Genomic DNA, 16086 nt, shown 5'->3' on the forward strand with positions numbered 1-16086 from the left:
CGCCGTGAGGCTGAATGGATAAAAATACGCAAAATATAGATTAAATAATCCGAGTTTCTACTATTATATAGACCGATTATTCTTAGCCCTTCCCCTTCTATTTCCCCGGTTCACTATTATGGTGAATCTCACTTCATAAAACGCAAAAAAATGCCCACCACGTATTGTGATGAGCATACTTGCTTATTTTACCTATGACTACTGTTCACTAGTTTCTCCTTCATCTGATCCACCTTTTTCCTTAAAGAACTCAGCTAATTCCATGCCTTCCTCCTCAGCTATTGCCCTAAACTCATAAATGAATCTCGGACTCCTTTCCATAAAGCTTTCCATCCTACTATACAAATCCCCAAACGTATAACTTTTAAATAAAATATTTAACTCACTTACAACTTTTGCATCCAAAGGATTATTTTCTAAGTAGTATACAATTTTCTTGCCATTACTATTGGCAAATTGATAGCCAGTATATACTTTATTTAAATCTCCACTTTCAAACAAGGTATCTTTAATTATTTTAAAGAAATCATGTTTCCGTAATACCCTTGCTTGATCTTCATCTGGATAAGCTCCATTTTTTAGTTGCCTAGATAATTTTCTAACAAATGTCTGTCTCTCCTCTTCTGGAATAACACCACTTGTTAGTAAGGTTATAGCTAATTCCCAAAAAACATGATTAAAATTGCCTATATCTTTGAAAAGAAGTTCTCTCCAGAATACTCTGATTAACTCCTCTTTACCCAAACACAAGGTAAGTCTATCGGGAAACGTTTCAACGAATTGAGTAAATACATCTTCATCAGATGTAATAAATTCAACAAATGACTCTACTATATCTCTGTTTTCTGAGTAAGCAATGGCTCTCCAAAATTCGGTTTCTTGCTTTTTCCTACCAAAAAGGGATAAATTCACATAATCATTATAAATGTCTTTAAGTAACTCTTTTAATTCATCTTTTTTTACAACTAAGGGAATTTCTTTTATAAGGTATGTGAAATCAGAATTAGGCTTAGTATAAGTAGGATCAAAGTGTTTTTTTATTTTCTCTAATAAAGCCTGTTTCCCACCATTTACAATGAATTTTGAAAGGTTAGATCTTAGAAATAGCCAAAACATTTCTACATGACTATGACCAATTATAGTATCTTTGGCATGTGCGCACTCATTTCTTTTCCTTCTCCAAAATGGGATTTCTTCAATGATATCGTTAGTTATTAAAAATACTTTACTTTGTACTTCTTCGCTTTCATCGATTTTCTTTTTCATTTGTATTGCTTGGATGACAGCCTCCTCCCACTTTCTATCATCTTTTAATCTATTAACTAAATTGTTCCAAACCCCTTCTTCGTCTTTCATCAACTCCGGGATTTCACTTCTTAATAAACGATCTTTTATGGTTTTGAAAAATCCTAGATAAGACATAATATATGCTGCACGAAATGCCCCGACTCTATAACACATAATAGATTCATTAAATAAAATTTTTGCGTCTTCTGATACATCTTGTTCTTTAATCCAGTTTTCGAAGTAAATCTCCATAATTCCCTCCAACTAATATTTTTATAAAAATTCTAGTTTAACCACGATATTACAACCCATCTAAAGAAAAGAGCATTACATCATTTAGTAATGCCCCACTTAATTTATTCAATATTGTGTTGATCTAAAAATTCTCGTATCTGATTTGCCTCCTGTTCAGTCAAATGAGCGAATCTATCCGTGTTTGCCCATTTTAACATCCTTCTTCTTATATCCCTTTGACCATAAACATCATAACGTCTTTCTTGATAAACATATATTAAATTCCTTGTTAACGAAATGAGAACCGCTACCAATAATCCACTTAATGAAAGTATCTCAGCCCAATAATCAACATTTGGTATTATCGGCAGTATCACTAAAACAATAACAAAAGACCCTATAATGGTTGCTGCAAAGGTTGTTGAAGAATCTTGTAATGTAGGTTTTGACGATACCATTATTGTGATAACACCGATAGTCAAAAATACTAGCGAAGATGCAAAGGAACTGTTTTTATCAGGGTCTAAGAATGAAAAGAAAATTAGAACCGACAAAATTCCAGCTACTACTATTAATACCCTTAAATCCCAAGATAGAGATCTCCAAAATTCACCCATATACATGCACCTCCCTATATTTTCTGATTTTAGAAAACCTATTAAATATATGTTCTCGCAGGTTTTATCGACCAATACTCCTATTATTCTACAACATTTAACACATCTTGCGGTTAAATTTCCCAGTTATTTTTACTAACTAATTCAAAAAAAATAAACCCATCAAGTGGCCACTAGCCTACTCAATGGGTACCTAATTAATAGTTATGTTTTTTTATCCGGTAATGAAACACTTCTCTAGTTCCACCCTTTTCCGGTGCTTTGAATCTTTCCATTCTTCCTTCCTTCATTAAGGGTCTCAAAATAACTTGGAAGATGTGCGAATCAGAAATGACCATCCTTTCATTCATAAAACTAACAATCTCTTTCAGATCCTTTGGCTCCTCGCAAAATACTAACAGCTCCTCCACCTCAGGCCCTTTGAGTAATGCCTCATGCTTTTCCTTGGTTTTCTGCTTTTTATGCTGTCTTTTTATTTCAACATAATCAGCATAGGTTTCCGGCATTTCTTGTTCCAGTTCAAATATGAGATGGTAGGTGACCTTTCCATCTTTACACACTTCTGCTCGACTAATAAATTCTTGAAACAAATTCTCAGGAAAGTCCTCGCTTGCTCCTTCCATATGCTTTTTCACCTTTTTCATGATTTCCTTAAACATTATTCTTTCATGTTCCACGCGTCTTTCTCGTTCACTAAAGTGTTTCAGTCGGTCATGCAACTCCACCAATTCTTCTGTCAGCTTATCCACCAGCTGAGTGTTTTGGCCGTTTTCATGAATACCCTCTTCAACCGCACTGTACAAGGCTTGGTTTTGTGCTTCCACTTTGTCCTGCAAATCTATTTCTTCCTGCTTCTCTTCCTCTGTTAATTCCAATCTATTAATCCAATGCAAGACGTCATTTTTAAAATTAGGGTTCCTATGAATCTGTCTTAAAAAGTGGATGAAGTTCCACTCTAAATAATCCTGGCGAATACGCCTTGTATCGCATCGTTCAGTTCTATATCTCTGGTCATGGCGACAGCACACCCAGAAGTGCGTTTCAAAAGGTTTTTTCCATCGTCTCTCTACATGCCGTCTATGCCCCATCAAGTAACCACATTCACCACAATACAGTTTTTCAATAAACGCTTCATTTTTCATTTCATCTTTTTCATACTTCCGATGTCCATCTTTGATAAATCCTTTTTTCCGTTCTTCTAAAATATCCTGAACCCGGTCCCAGTCCTTTGGCTTAATGATCGGCTCATGATGATTTTCAATATAATACTGTGGTTCCTCTCCTTGATTACGGATGACCTTGGATTGTAGGGTATCAACGGTCACGTGTTTTTGGAATAAATAATCTCCCTTATACACTTCATTGGTTAACATCGCCATCACTGATTTAGGATTCCAATAGTCTTTTCCTGTTGCTGTTTTAATCCCATCACCGGCTAAGTCTTCACAAATTTTATTTACTGTCTTACCTTTTATCACTTCCCTAAAAATACGTTTGATGATTTTGGCTTGCTCTGGCTGGATGTGCCAGCGATAATCTTCGTCTACCCAATATCCATACGTAGCCTTTTTCCACCGGATAATTCCTCGTTTGGCCTGACTCCGATGTCCCCAAGCAATGCTCCTCCCCACATTCATCACTTCTTCCTGGGCGATGGCACCGTAGATGGACATCATCAGCTCCGATTGAGGATCTGACGTCCAGATGTTTTCTTTCTCAAAATAAATATACACAGGGGTTGGGAGTTGTTTCAGGTGTCGTGCAATGGAAAGGGTATCTAATGCATTCCGGCTAAAGCGAGAAATGGACTTGGTGATGATGACGTTAACAAGCCCTCGTTCACAATCCTTCAATAGTTGGTTTAATTGATCTCGCTTTTCCAAGGAACGCCCTGTGATTCCTTCATCTGCGTAGATACCCGCAAACTCGTAGGCTGGGTCTTTTAGAATGAGATACGTATAGTATGCTACCTGTGTTTTCATGCTTGTTTTCTGTTCTAAGCGATCGGTGGAAACCCTGCAGTAAGCAGCTGTCTTAAGTGTTTTTTTACTTTTTTGCAAATGATCAGGCTTTTCATTTCCTATCCGTGCATTCTCAATCGTTTCAAGAATAGCCTTCCCCTCACCTGGTTCTATCTTTTGTACTTCTCGCTCAACCGTAGTATTCACTTCTTTTCCCCTCTTCTCTTTTAAAGCCCCATGTTCATCGAGAAGGGTCAGTTCTTGATTCACCTCCTTCTTGGGGCTTTCTTTTTTCTTTGGTTTATCTTCTTGAGATGAATGAATGGATTTGCTTTCAGATAGTTGACCAACCGCCAGGCTTGTCCCATCAAACCATTCAACTTGATAGTTTCTTTCATTTTCTATCGTGATTTGATGAATCCATGCACGTAGGTAATCCGTCGTTACGTTTTGCTGAAAGTCTTCCATAGACTGTAGTGTTTCTAGCCATTCCAATGTCTTTACACGAAAAGGACGATCATCCTCTATTTGAGCAACCTGTTTTTCAAATGCTTGGTATTCTTTTTCTAAGGCATTTATCTTTTCTGGATCCTCATTACTTTCCTTTGCTATCTCCAATTCCGTTAACCATTTCAACCGATGAAATTCAAAATGGTCCTGCTGATTGGTCGCTTTGAGTTCTTTCTGCAACTGGGCAAGACTGTCCGATTGATTCAATTCATATTTTAAGCTCATCGCTTGTAATGCCATTTGATTTAACTGCTCTTCATTAATGTTTGGAGCATCGCATGTTTTGGCATTACTCGAAGCACACTTCCAGTAGTCAATTCTAGGACTAGGAAAAAATTTATATCGATATCCACAGGCATGGCAAATGAGCTTTTGGGAGAATGCAGGTCGATTTCTCTTCGTTGGTGTTCCTGTATTTCTTTTGTTGCTTTCAATACGCCTCTGCACTTCATCGAATACTTCCCGACTGATGATTGGAGGGTGAGTGTTTTCTATCTCAATCTCCTCTCGATCGTGATAAGTCATTTTGTGAGTGAAAAGATCTCTGGTCGCAGTTCTTGCCATCATATTTCCCGTGTATGTGTAAGTCATTAGCATTTTTTTGATATTGGAAGCCAACCATCTATCTTTTCCGTTAGCTGTTTTAATCCCTTGTCTGTAGAGTTCTCTTGTAATTTCAGCCCTCGACCACCCTTGTAGAAACCAATCAAAAATGTTACGAACAACCGCCGCTTCTTGCTCATTAATCTCCAGTGTATTTCCTGACACCCCTCGAACTAGGTTATAGCCATATAGTCTAGAGAATTTAGCTTCACCTTTTTGAAACTTTTTCTCGTATCCCCATTTTGTAGAGGTAGATAGGTTCTCGATTTCTTCTTGGGCAAGGGCTGCATAAGTGGTGAGTAAAAATTGATTAAACGTAATAGATGTATCAATTTGTTCCTTTTCAAAGTAAATCCCCACATTTTTAGCTTTAAGATCCTCTACTATTTCTATCAAATGTTCTGCATTTCTCGTTAGGCGAGATAAATCTTTTGTAAGAATATAATCGACTCTTCCTTCGTCGCAATGGCGAAGCAATCGCTGTAGTCCTCGTTGCTTTTTAGCATTACTACCGCTTGTGCCACTATCAAAATACACACCTACAAACTTCCAATTTGGTTTACTTCTAATTAGGTGAGTATAGTGATGTACCTGATTCTCCAGTGAGCGAATCTGATTCTCAAAGTCGGTACTCACTCGACAATAAGCTGCGACTTTAACTTGCTTGTCTCCAAGGAGTGGGCTTTCCTCTCTTTCCTTGACTGGATCCCATAAGGTACGGACCCACATACCTTTTTGAAATTCATTCATAATAAAAACCTCTTTCCCGTAAGTGATAATGGTTCGTGTCCATCTATCACTCACATCCCGAGAACTTTCAAGTTCTTTTTCCGGGTGGAAAGAGGTTTATGTTTATTCGATTAAATTGCGCTTATTTCTTCTTGGGTGTCTTTCGTTCCCTTGCGCAAATGGTCCGTTTTACGCCGCATTTAAATTGAAATTCAACCACTCGCTCTTTGTAAATAATGCCTCGCTCAACTGTATTTTTGAAAAGCTTCACATCAAAATCCTCTAGGTTCTCAGTTTCTTCTAATGAGTTTAGGAGGGATTGGAATTGCTTTTCTAAATAAAGTTGCTCTTGCATGTTGTCCTCCAGACTATCCCGCTCCTGTTGGAGTATTTCTTGTTCGTAAATCAAGTGCCTCAATGTCGCGTCGTAGATGGCATCGTTTGTCGTAGATTCCTTTGCTGCTAGGTCACTGATGCGATCAGTTATGGCTTCAATTTGCGTGTTCAACTCCTCTAGCCGCTGTTGTTCTGATGGCAAGAGGGATGCTTTTTCAATGGCTCGCTGCGTTTCTTGTTTTACTTCATCAAGGTTTTCTTTCATTTCCCTCATGATTTTCATAAAGGCGTTTTCTAAATCCGTTTCTTGGACATAGCTCGTTTTACAGTCCTTATAGTCCGGATCTCTTCCTGCGGTAACCCTGCATTGCCAACCCGAAATGTAATACTTCTCCCCTTTTCTACTAGAGGTCATCCTTCTTCGTATGACCGGCCTTCCGCATTCTCCGCAAAAGAACTCATTGGAAAATGGGCTAACTCCACTGTAGTGCTGTCGATACTTTTTATCTGGGTCCCGCATCATCAAACTCCGCCTTTTCATTTCCTGTTGGGCTGCTTCAAATGTTTCCTCGCTGATAATGGCTGGGTGGGTGTTCTTCACAAAATATTGCGGTTGAATATCTGTGTTGCGTACCCTTTTATGCGATAAAAAATCGAGCGTGACGGTCTTCTGTGCTAAACAATGTCCTTGGTACTTCTCTTGTCTCAAGATTTTATAGACCGAATCTCCTGTCCACGTTTTATTTCCCTTTCCCGTCTTTAACCCGTCTCTCATTAAATCTCTAGCAATGCTTGGACATCCTTTTCCTTCTAAAAACTCTCGAAAAATCCTCCGTACCACCTTTGCCTGTTCTTCGATGATGACTATTTCTCCATCCTCAGTTGTGTCGTAACCCAGGAAAAACGTGGTTGGCATATGAACTATTCCTTGTTGGAATCTCTTCTGCACTCCCCACTTCGTGTTTTCACTTACGCTACGGCTTTCTTCCTGTGCCATCGAGGATAAAATGGTTAAGAAAAGCTCTGACTTTGAATCCAGTGTGTCAATATTCTCTTTCTCAAAAAAAACGCCAACTGGACTTTTGAGCCCTTTTAACTTCCTGATAATTGATATGCAGTCCAATGTGTTTCGTGCGAAGCGACTGATTGACTTGGTCAAAATATAGTCAATCCGCCCTTCTTCACAGTCTTGAATCATTCGATTAAATTCTGTCCGGTTCTTCGTTGAGGTCCCTGATATCCCTTCATCTGCATACACATCAGCAAGTATCCAAGCAGGGTTTTTACTTACATAGTCCTTGTAATGAGCCACTTGGAGGTCATAGCTGCTAGCCTGCATTTCTGAGTCAGTGGATACTCGGGCATACACTGCAATCCGTTTCTTTTGTCCACCAGGATTCGCTTCCGTTCGGCCTGTTCTAGCTTTTGCCGGAATTATCCGTACCCTTGATGAACTTTGATGGCTACTCATTATTTCCTACTCCTTTCTTAAATCAACTATTGTTTCCTTATCGTCAATCCAATGCATACAAAAGGACATTGGTGTTATCGCTTTTACACGTACTACCCATGCCCTTAAGAATGAAATATTTCGAAGTTCTTTTTGTAATTGTTTAGATGGATCCCTCACTGCATCTAGTTCCTTGAGTTTTGTCTTTGCTTCTTCTCTTAATGCAAAATCTTGATCCAGAAGCTCCCACCAATCCTCCCTTATCTTTAGTTCTTTTTCAATAGATGCTCTTTTTGATGCCAGTTCCCCAAGTTTCTCATCTGTACTATCCGCTTCAGACCCATTGGCATTAATAAGTGCAATATTCTCTTCTAATAAAATTTGTTCTAAATCCAAGCGAAGTCTGTTGTAAGAAAAGTCCCTTGCAGCAACAGCTCTTGTAAGATCCTTTTTCATTCTCTCCATGTCGTACATAAACCGTGCCAGCCGGTAACGCTCGAGAAAAGCATCTTGCATGGCTTCCCTAATCACTTCTTCCTTAATACTTCCCATGGTACACAACTCTTTGCTTCTTACGTTATTCTCACAGCGCCATCTAACAATCCCTTTGCAAATGAATCGATGTAAATTCCCCCCGCATTTCCCACATTGAATCCGGCTGGAAAGCGGGTAGCGATTTACCTTTTTATTTTTATTCGGTTTTTTACGCCTCTCTAGTTCCCGCTGGACTGCTTCAAATGTTTCTCGGCTCACAATCGGTGCATGGTGGTTCTCGATAAAATACTGATTTCGTTCTCCATTATTGGCCACTCTCTTATGGGAAAGGTAACTTTCCGTATAATATTTCTGGCAAATGACATCTCCTGTGTAGTCCCGATTGAGTAGCATCAACCGAACTGTGGTGGAAGACCAGTCTGTTCGTCCGTTAATTTTTTTATATCTCTTTTTTATGAATTGCTTAGCAATTTGAGCAGGTGTCTTTCCATTCATTGCCTCTTCAAATGCTTCTCGAACAATGTGCGCTTCTTCTTCTATGATGATCCATTCTTTCTTTTCGTTTTTTTGGTAGCCAAGCTTTCTAACAAAGACTGGTTCACCTCTTTCATACCGCTTTTCTAATGCCCAGTTTATATTCTCCGAAATACTTCGGCTCTCTTCCTGTGCTGTCGCAGATAACATGGTGAGAATAAATTCGCTAGCCATATCGCCTGTGTCTATATTTTCTTTGTCAAAAATAATTCGAACTCCCAACTCAGTCAGCTCTCGAATCGTGTTAATGGCGTCAAGTACATTCCTCGCAAATCTGGACACCGATTTGCAAAGGATGATATCAATTTTCTTTTCATAAGCGTGTCGAATCATTCTATTAAAGCCTGGTCGCTTCGCCATCGAAGTCCCAGACCTTCCTTGGTCTGTATAAATGTCAACCATCTTCCAACCCGGTGTGGAGCGAATTAATTGAGTGTAATGTGTCTTTTGGTTATCAAAAGATCCTTCTTGTTCATCTAAGAGGCTGCTGACTCGTACATATGCAGCCACTCTTAATTTCTTAGGTTGTTCTGCTGGTGGATCCATTAATGAAAGGCCACCTGCACTTTGCCCAAATGAACCAAACAATGCTTCTGCCATGTTTTTGCCTCCTTTCAAATTTTAGCCCTATTTCTTAACACCTGGCTTCTTCTATTCAATCTGGCTCCCCAAAAGAAACTGCTGAATCCGCTCTGCATCAAGGTTCATCAGCTTCTTTGGTTATTGTATATATCACTTAATTCCATCCTAATAGCAAGTAATTAAATGGATAAAAAGCAGAAAAAGAGCTGATATCCTGAGAATTATCAGCCCTTATAATCCCGCTTTAACCCTTCTTAATAAAGCCGTCAAATCCAGCTTTCTTCACTTTGTCTAGCAATACTTCTGCATTCTCTTTATTAGAAAAAGCTCCTATCTGGACCCTATACAGACTATTGCTTTCAATTGGCTTTTTGACTTCTTTAGACTTCGAAACTATGACAATCAATGAACCCACATCAATCCAACTCATAATCCCCGCAGATTCTTTACCTTTCTTCTTATCTACTTTTTTACCCAGCAGTACACAAGTCTTCCCACCTTTAACGACCGGTTTCCCATTTGAAACAACCTGAGTCACCTTATGATAGGATCCTGTTTTCACCCAAGATGGAATTGTCGCCCCACCGGGATAATACTTACTTGCTGAAAACTTCACTTCCACTACATCTCCTACTTGAATCGAAGTTGGTGAGCTTGATGTACTACTAGTTTTATTTAATGCGGCACCCACTGCTGCTCGGAAAGAATTCATACTTTCCCCATGCTTAGGGAACCAATGCATCACATCCGCATGGTTACTGGCAATTCCCTTTTTACTTCCCTCTGAGTGACAGATAATATCCTTTTCAGTAAGGCCATACTTTTGGCATAACATCACACAAAGTTCCACCGCATTTTGCCAAGCCTTTCTAAAATAAGCCTCATTCTTTGAAACGTTATAGCCCACCATCGCAGATCCTTTTCCATAAGAAAACCCACCTGGCTCACAAATCTCAAAACCAATGTGCGTATTATTTGCACTTCCACCAGCATGCCAGCCACGGTGGTTCCAAGGTAAGTACTGCCATACCCCTTTGTCATCAACAAAAGCATGGACACAAACCTGTCGATTGGTTTCACCGGCCTTGAACGATTTATTCCAACGACTAAACCAGTCTGCCGCCATGACACCTGGGGTTGCAGTAGAGTGGACCATAATTCCTTTAGGAGCGATTTTCCTTCCAGCTGTAAAGCAATCATTTCTGGTCATATACTTAGTGTTTAGTTTCATTCTTATCTTCCCCTTTCGCTTTTCCATGCAATTGAGCTAAGACATCTTTCAGCTTCTGTGGGATAGGTAGTCCAATCCTCGAGGAATTTTCTATAATGCTGATCCCCTCATTTGAAAGATAAAAAAAGATGACGGCTGTGCGAATGACACTACCTTCACCAATGAGTCGGCTATCAATGATATGAGCAATCCCGACTAGAATAAAAATAAGGATCTTTTTGAAAATTCCTCTCGCACCAATTTCACTGGAAAGCTCTCGATTGATAATCGCAACCATAATTCCAGTTATATAATCAACAATTACAAAGATAATTAGGGCATATAGGAATCCGTCTAAGCCGCCAAGAAACCACCCCAACCATCCACCCAGTGCTGCAATTGCTGTTTGTACAAATACCCAAGCTTCTTTTATTGCCATGTTTCTCCCCTCGCTCTCAATCAATTTTATCTATATAAAAAAGACGCCTGTGACCTGAATAGCCACAAAGCGCCTGTATTTTCTTGAGTTATTTTAATACGGTGCATAATAAACATAACCACTACACTTCACATAAAATCCATCGCCCGGTACATAAATAGCTCCACCAAAGGTATCAGAATTTGTTGTGGTGAACCCTGGCTGTTTTACACCTTCCCATGTTAAGCCATCCGCCGATACATACAGCATCCCTTCATTGAAAAGAGCGTATTTCCCCCAATCCTCCATCCATATGATGTTTTCTGGATCTGGAATGCGGTTATCCGCTAGATTCCCTACATGAGAAAGGTTCGTTTCCGTAAGCTCAGTGGCACTATCGTTCATTACACAAAGTTTGACATGGAATGTTCCACTAACGTAGCGGTACTTCATCACAAAGAGTTTGTCGTGAATGGACCGGATAAACATATAGTAAGTATTTAAATCTTCAGGAATAGTTGTCGTCCAAGAGCCAGGGCTGGAGGTACTTGCTACTGCAATCGAACGATCCCCACCGACAACTCCGACAAATTTTCCTTTATGTGTCGTCATGTAACTAAAGATAGGAACCGATGAACCATCCGCTCCCACTAAAGTCCATTCTGTTCTTTCTGTTAATGAATCAAAACTGTAGTACACCGGAGATTTATAGTACCACCAACTAACAACCCCAGAGCCCCTACTAGAATCATAGGCCCCTGTGGTCATCGAGTTCTGTGCTCCTTGGCAATAACCGGCATTATGCCAAGTGATTCCATCAAAAGAAGCAATAATGTTCGCCATGCCTGTAATCTTGGCTAAAAACACCCCGTCCCCAGCCCATAAAACCTCAGGTGCTCCGTAGCTCCACCAAGGAACACTAGCCACGGTCCATTTGCCTGTGCTTTTATTAAAATAAGACATATATGGTGTTTTGGCATGATAAACGGCAATCTGAGCATTCCCGTTGTCATGAACCTTAATTTGTGTTTCACTGCCATACTTGGTATAACCAAAATCATGATAGTATTTTCTTTGCCAACTCAATGTGGGGATAGGAAGAATGAGTTCGCCTCTGCCACCAAAAGCTGCCCAAATCGCTAATGTATTATTAAAATTCCTATGATAACTCATCCCTCCACCACCTTTTCAATTCCGGTAATTCTGCCACTGCTATCTGTCGAATAGTTATAACTAGCAGTCTCTCCATCTGCATACGTAATTTCAAATCTTGAAGCATCGACCAACAAAGTGGACACTTCTTTTAATAACAACTCTGAAAAAATATCTTCCAAAGTAATGCTCGTAATCCTTCCATTGCTATCAGTGGTGTAACTATAGTCGGCAAAGTATTGATGTGTATCCCCTTTTTCAACTTCATAGGTTACATGAATCATGCTGCCATCAATCGTCAAATTCTTCACGATGGTATAAGAAATGCCGAGCTGGTCCATTTGGTACTGCAAACCATCAACAGAACTCCCTACCTCAGTCAGTGAACTTTCCACCTTGTTCATGGAATTTTCAATCCGATAAAAGGTGTCTGAAATACTCGGCTTGTACCTACCAACCTCAACTCGAATATCGTAACGATAAAAAGGATTATATTCTAATAAAATAATTCTCGTCTTCACATCAATGCCTAGAGGTCTGAAAACAATGTGCACATTATCTCCTACTCTAAGATTTAAGAGCTTGAAAAAGGAAATGCTATACGAGGACGCATTTTCCCTTGAATCATGGGAGACCGATACGTCCGTAACGTTTTTTGAATCCATGACTGGTTGATACACACTACTACCACGATGTTTGCGAATGTTAATCTGGTAGCCGTCGTATTCAATCTCGCCACCTAGGATGGCTATATACTGCTTAAGTGCTGCCCTTCTTGTCACTTCCTGATTAATTTTCATCGTGCAGGTTTCTGTAAAATCAACGATTCCTGCAGAAAAAGGAGTCCCTGAAAGTAACTGATTTAGTCCAGCTTTGGGGTCTCCAGTGAAATCAAATTCATCTATATTAAAAATCTCGTCATTTAAGATGTAAGATACATGTTCACAAGTTACCGAACATACTGGAAGGCTTCCTTGTAACGACTTTGCTATTTGTACGATTTCAAAATATTGATCGTTTAGTTTTGCCAGCTGTTTTGTTTTTAAAGCAAGGGCAGACTTGGCTAATACGGTAAACGATAAAGTTAGCTCGCCTTCAAGTGTTTCTCTCAAGTTCGCTGACATTACTTTTCTGATCGTTTGAATAAGTGTACTTCCTGCATAGATTTCAATCACCAGTCTGCCCTCCTTTTACGAACCTGCAACTCCTAAGTTTCTGACGGTCACTGTATTTTGGTTCCATTGAAGCTGGGCAATAATCCGAGTTAATACATTCCCATCGATCGTTAATGGAATTGTGACATCAAATGATGCACCACTCTTTCCTCCCTCAACTCCAGTGACCACACTATCCATATTCAAATCAAAATCAGTAGGAATGGCGCCTTCCATTTCCTTTTCTACATTGCCCATGGTATCAGAGAATCCAACACCAATCCCTTCGCCCATGTTCTCCCCGATACCAGCGAAGACTCTGGAAGGTGAGCGAATTCCAAGGATCCCTTTTACACTACTGACAATACCTCCGACAAAGTTGCTGACCTTATCTTTAATCCAACCAACCATGGAAGAAATCCCATTCCAAAGCCCTCGGACGATGTTTACCCCTACTTGACCAATTGAAATGGCTGCTTTTCCAATACCTACAATAATTGCAGAAACGATCTGTGGTAACTGTGCCACAAGCTGAGGAACCGCCCGGATTAAACCCGCAGCTAATTGAATGATTAGCTTAATGCCCATCTCAACTATCTTTGGTAGATTACTAGTAATAAAATTTATAATTGATGAAATAATGGCTGGAAGAGCCTCAATTAATCTAGGTAATGCATTTAAAATTCCAACAGCAAGGCCTTCAATAATTTTAAAAGCTGCATCTAAAATCATACCGAGATTATTTATGATTGTTTCAACGATTAATAGAATTGCTGCTACAATCGATGGAATCAAGTTTGGCAGGGCCTCACCAATACCAGTAGCCAGGGTCACAATCATAGTGAGTGCCGCTTCGATTAATGCAGGCAGATTGGCAATAATTCCATCTACTAAACTAAGAACTAGGTAAAGAGCTCCTTCTGTGATTTGAGGTAGAGCCTCAATAAGTCCCTGAAGTAGAGTCGTTACAATTTGCATGGCGGAATCAATGATCATTGGGAGGTTTTCTACAATGGCACCGACAAGGGACATAATGATTTGAAGCCCTAATGTAACAAATTGAGGTAGTTGCTCTGTAATTAGTTCTGTAATACCAGCAACCGTCTCACCAATAACTTCAGCGATCTTCTCAAAATCCCCATCCGCCTCATTAATGCCATTGGAAAGACCAGAAAATAAATCAGTTATTCCTGAGGACACTTCACTTACAGCGGGTAAAAACACCCCTTGCAAGGAACGTTTTACTCCTTCAATTCCATCGGTCAAGTTATCGTATTTCACTTCTGTGATTTGGGCCAATGCATCACCACTAGCTACGGTACTGTCTTTTATCCCTGCAAGTACAGGTAATACATTAGCTTCTAAATCTTCAAACTGTGTACCAAATAGCTGAACACCTATCGTATTTTTGAGGAGAGGATCTTCAATTTCCTGTAGCTTTTCAATGACACTGAAAAAAGCAGCATTGGCTGTTTCGCCACCCTCCGCAAACTTCCTTGTCATTTCTTCCGCATTGAGACCTAAGGCCGTGAAGGCTTCCATACTCGTTGTACTTCCGTCTTTTGCCCGTATGTTAAATTCCTTTACAGCATCCCCGACCTTATCAATACTAAATGCTCCGCTTTCTGCACCACCTATTAAACTAGCAATAAACTCATCGGCACTAAGACCAAGGGAAGCATATTGAACAGAGTATTCATTCAGGGTATCCAACAAATCTCCGTTTTTATCAGCCCCATTTTGTGCACCCGTTGCAATGATGTTGTAGGCTTCATCAGCTGAGATACCGAAGTTTTTCATAAGAGCACTTGCCGCTCTAGCAGATTCCTGCATATCAAAGTCAAAAGTTTTTCTCAATGCAAAACCGGACTCGGTGGCTTTTTCTAGCTCTTCACCCATGAGTCCGGTTATCTTTTGAACCTCTGAAATCCCTACTGCCACATCATCCAAGCTATCACCGAAATTGTGCTTGTACACATTTTGAGCAACCTTACCCAATTCCTCGAGTTCAGCCCCTGTTGCGCCTGTTGAAGCAGAGATTTGGTTTACGGCCATATTGTACTCATCACCAAGTTTAATCAGGCTAGCCCCTGTAGCAACTGCAGCTGTTCCAATTGCGGCCACTGCTGCACCAATAGTTGCTCCTATCCCTTTCAAGACACCACCCAACTTTTCAAAGCGACCGGATGCATCTTCTGTCTGATCTGCTGCATTTTCAACTTCATCAGCAAACTCCTCAACTTCTCCCTCAGCATCATTGAACCCTTCGTTCAACTCTTGAATGGCTTGATTATTATTTTCCAGCTCCCGCTCCATCTTCATCAATTCGGATTTAGCGTTATTGAGCTGAATTTGCCAATTTTGAGTACGTCTGTCGTTCTCTCCAAAAGAATCTGCCGCATTTCTAAGTGCCGCTTCTAATGTACTGATCTTATCCTTTTGGGCATCAACTGACTTGGTGAGCGCTCCATTTCTTGCAGTCAGTGCCTCAATCGATTGATCTTGCCTATCAAATTGGGCGGTTACAAGTTTCATTTCACTGCCTAATACTTTGAAATTCCGATTGATATCTCTTAGAGCATTCTTAAAATCTTTCTCTCCTTCAACACCAATCCGAAGTCCGAAATTGTCTGCCACGACTCCACCTCCCCTCTTTTTAGGCATAAAAAAATACACCCTTTTATGAGTGCACTCAAACTAAAGCCCCACTGGAATCACATCATCAATAAAAATCTCCTGCTTTGGCTTGGCTAATCCAGTAAACTGTTTATGGCATTCCCATATATCCATTAAATGACCCAAAGGCATAAGCCA

Annotated in this window: 10 protein-coding genes; all 10 read right to left on the minus strand. The window is 40.0% G+C overall.

Annotated features, from left to right (window positions below; translation table 11 throughout):
* Positions 1-198: 198 nt before the first annotated feature.
* Positions 199-1539, minus strand: coding sequence for a hypothetical protein (locus tag BQ5321_RS00190; RefSeq protein WP_071392654.1), 1341 nt, complete (start codon positions 1537-1539; stop codon positions 199-201).
* A 104-nt stretch (positions 1540-1643) separates the two neighbouring features.
* Complete coding sequence (locus BQ5321_RS00195) at positions 1644-2138, minus strand: hypothetical protein (protein WP_071392655.1); 495 nt, start codon at positions 2136-2138, stop codon at positions 1644-1646.
* A 197-nt stretch (positions 2139-2335) separates the two neighbouring features.
* A complete protein-coding gene (locus BQ5321_RS00200; RefSeq protein WP_071392656.1) occupies positions 2336-5962 on the minus strand; it encodes a recombinase family protein in 3627 nt (1208 codons plus the stop codon).
* Positions 5963-6083: 121 nt separating this feature from the next.
* Entirely contained in the window at positions 6084-7748 is a 1665-nt protein-coding gene (locus tag BQ5321_RS00205; protein WP_071392657.1) for a recombinase family protein, read from the minus strand.
* 6 nt (positions 7749-7754) lie between these two features.
* A complete protein-coding gene (locus BQ5321_RS00210; protein ID WP_071392658.1) occupies positions 7755-9356 on the minus strand; it encodes a recombinase family protein in 1602 nt (533 codons plus the stop codon).
* Positions 9357-9582: 226 nt separating this feature from the next.
* Positions 9583-10569, minus strand: coding sequence for an N-acetylmuramoyl-L-alanine amidase (locus BQ5321_RS00215; RefSeq protein WP_071392659.1), 987 nt, complete (start codon positions 10567-10569; stop codon positions 9583-9585).
* Positions 10553-10987: a phage holin family protein gene (locus BQ5321_RS00220; RefSeq protein ID WP_139187729.1), complete on the minus strand. Its 435-nt coding sequence runs from the start codon at positions 10985-10987 to the stop codon at positions 10553-10555. The genes BQ5321_RS00215 and BQ5321_RS00220 overlap by 17 nt, the downstream gene beginning before the upstream one ends.
* 93 nt (positions 10988-11080) lie before the next feature.
* Positions 11081-12139 carry a hypothetical protein gene (locus BQ5321_RS00225; protein WP_071392660.1) on the minus strand — a complete coding sequence of 353 codons (1059 nt, stop codon included), beginning with the start codon at positions 12137-12139 and terminating at the stop codon, positions 11081-11083.
* Positions 12136-13293, minus strand: coding sequence for a phage tail spike protein (locus tag BQ5321_RS00230; protein WP_071392661.1), 1158 nt, complete (start codon positions 13291-13293; stop codon positions 12136-12138). Before BQ5321_RS00230 ends, BQ5321_RS00225 begins: the two co-directional genes overlap by 4 nt.
* A 15-nt stretch (positions 13294-13308) precedes the next feature.
* The gene (locus BQ5321_RS00235; protein ID WP_200798698.1) at positions 13309-15909 is read right to left on the minus strand and encodes a phage tail tape measure protein; all 2601 of its coding nucleotides are present in this window, start codon (positions 15907-15909) and stop codon (positions 13309-13311) included.
* Positions 15910-16086: the final 177 nt, after the last annotated feature.

This window comes from Bacillus tuaregi, assembly GCF_900104575.1.
Taxonomy (GTDB): domain Bacteria; phylum Bacillota; class Bacilli; order Bacillales; family Cytobacillaceae; genus Bacillus_BD; species Bacillus_BD tuaregi.

Excerpts from the sequence above, each read along its gene's own strand:
- BQ5321_RS00225 (WP_071392660.1), bottom strand. The coding sequence starts at position 12,139 with ATGAGTTATCATAGGAATTTTAATAATACATTAGCGATTTGGGCAGCT.
- BQ5321_RS00200 (WP_071392656.1), bottom strand. The coding sequence starts at position 5,962 with ATGAATGAATTTCAAAAAGGTATGTGGGTCCGTACCTTATGGGATCCA.
- BQ5321_RS00210 (WP_071392658.1), bottom strand. The coding sequence starts at position 9,356 with ATGGCAGAAGCATTGTTTGGTTCATTTGGGCAAAGTGCAGGTGGCCTT.
- BQ5321_RS00190 (WP_071392654.1), bottom strand. The coding sequence starts at position 1,539 with ATGGAGATTTACTTCGAAAACTGGATTAAAGAACAAGATGTATCAGAA.
- BQ5321_RS00205 (WP_071392657.1), bottom strand. The coding sequence starts at position 7,748 with ATGAGTAGCCATCAAAGTTCATCAAGGGTACGGATAATTCCGGCAAAA.
- BQ5321_RS00215 (WP_071392659.1), bottom strand. The coding sequence starts at position 10,569 with ATGAAACTAAACACTAAGTATATGACCAGAAATGATTGCTTTACAGCT.
- BQ5321_RS00195 (WP_071392655.1), bottom strand. The coding sequence starts at position 2,138 with ATGGGTGAATTTTGGAGATCTCTATCTTGGGATTTAAGGGTATTAATA.
- BQ5321_RS00220 (WP_139187729.1), bottom strand. The coding sequence starts at position 10,987 with ATGGCAATAAAAGAAGCTTGGGTATTTGTACAAACAGCAATTGCAGCA.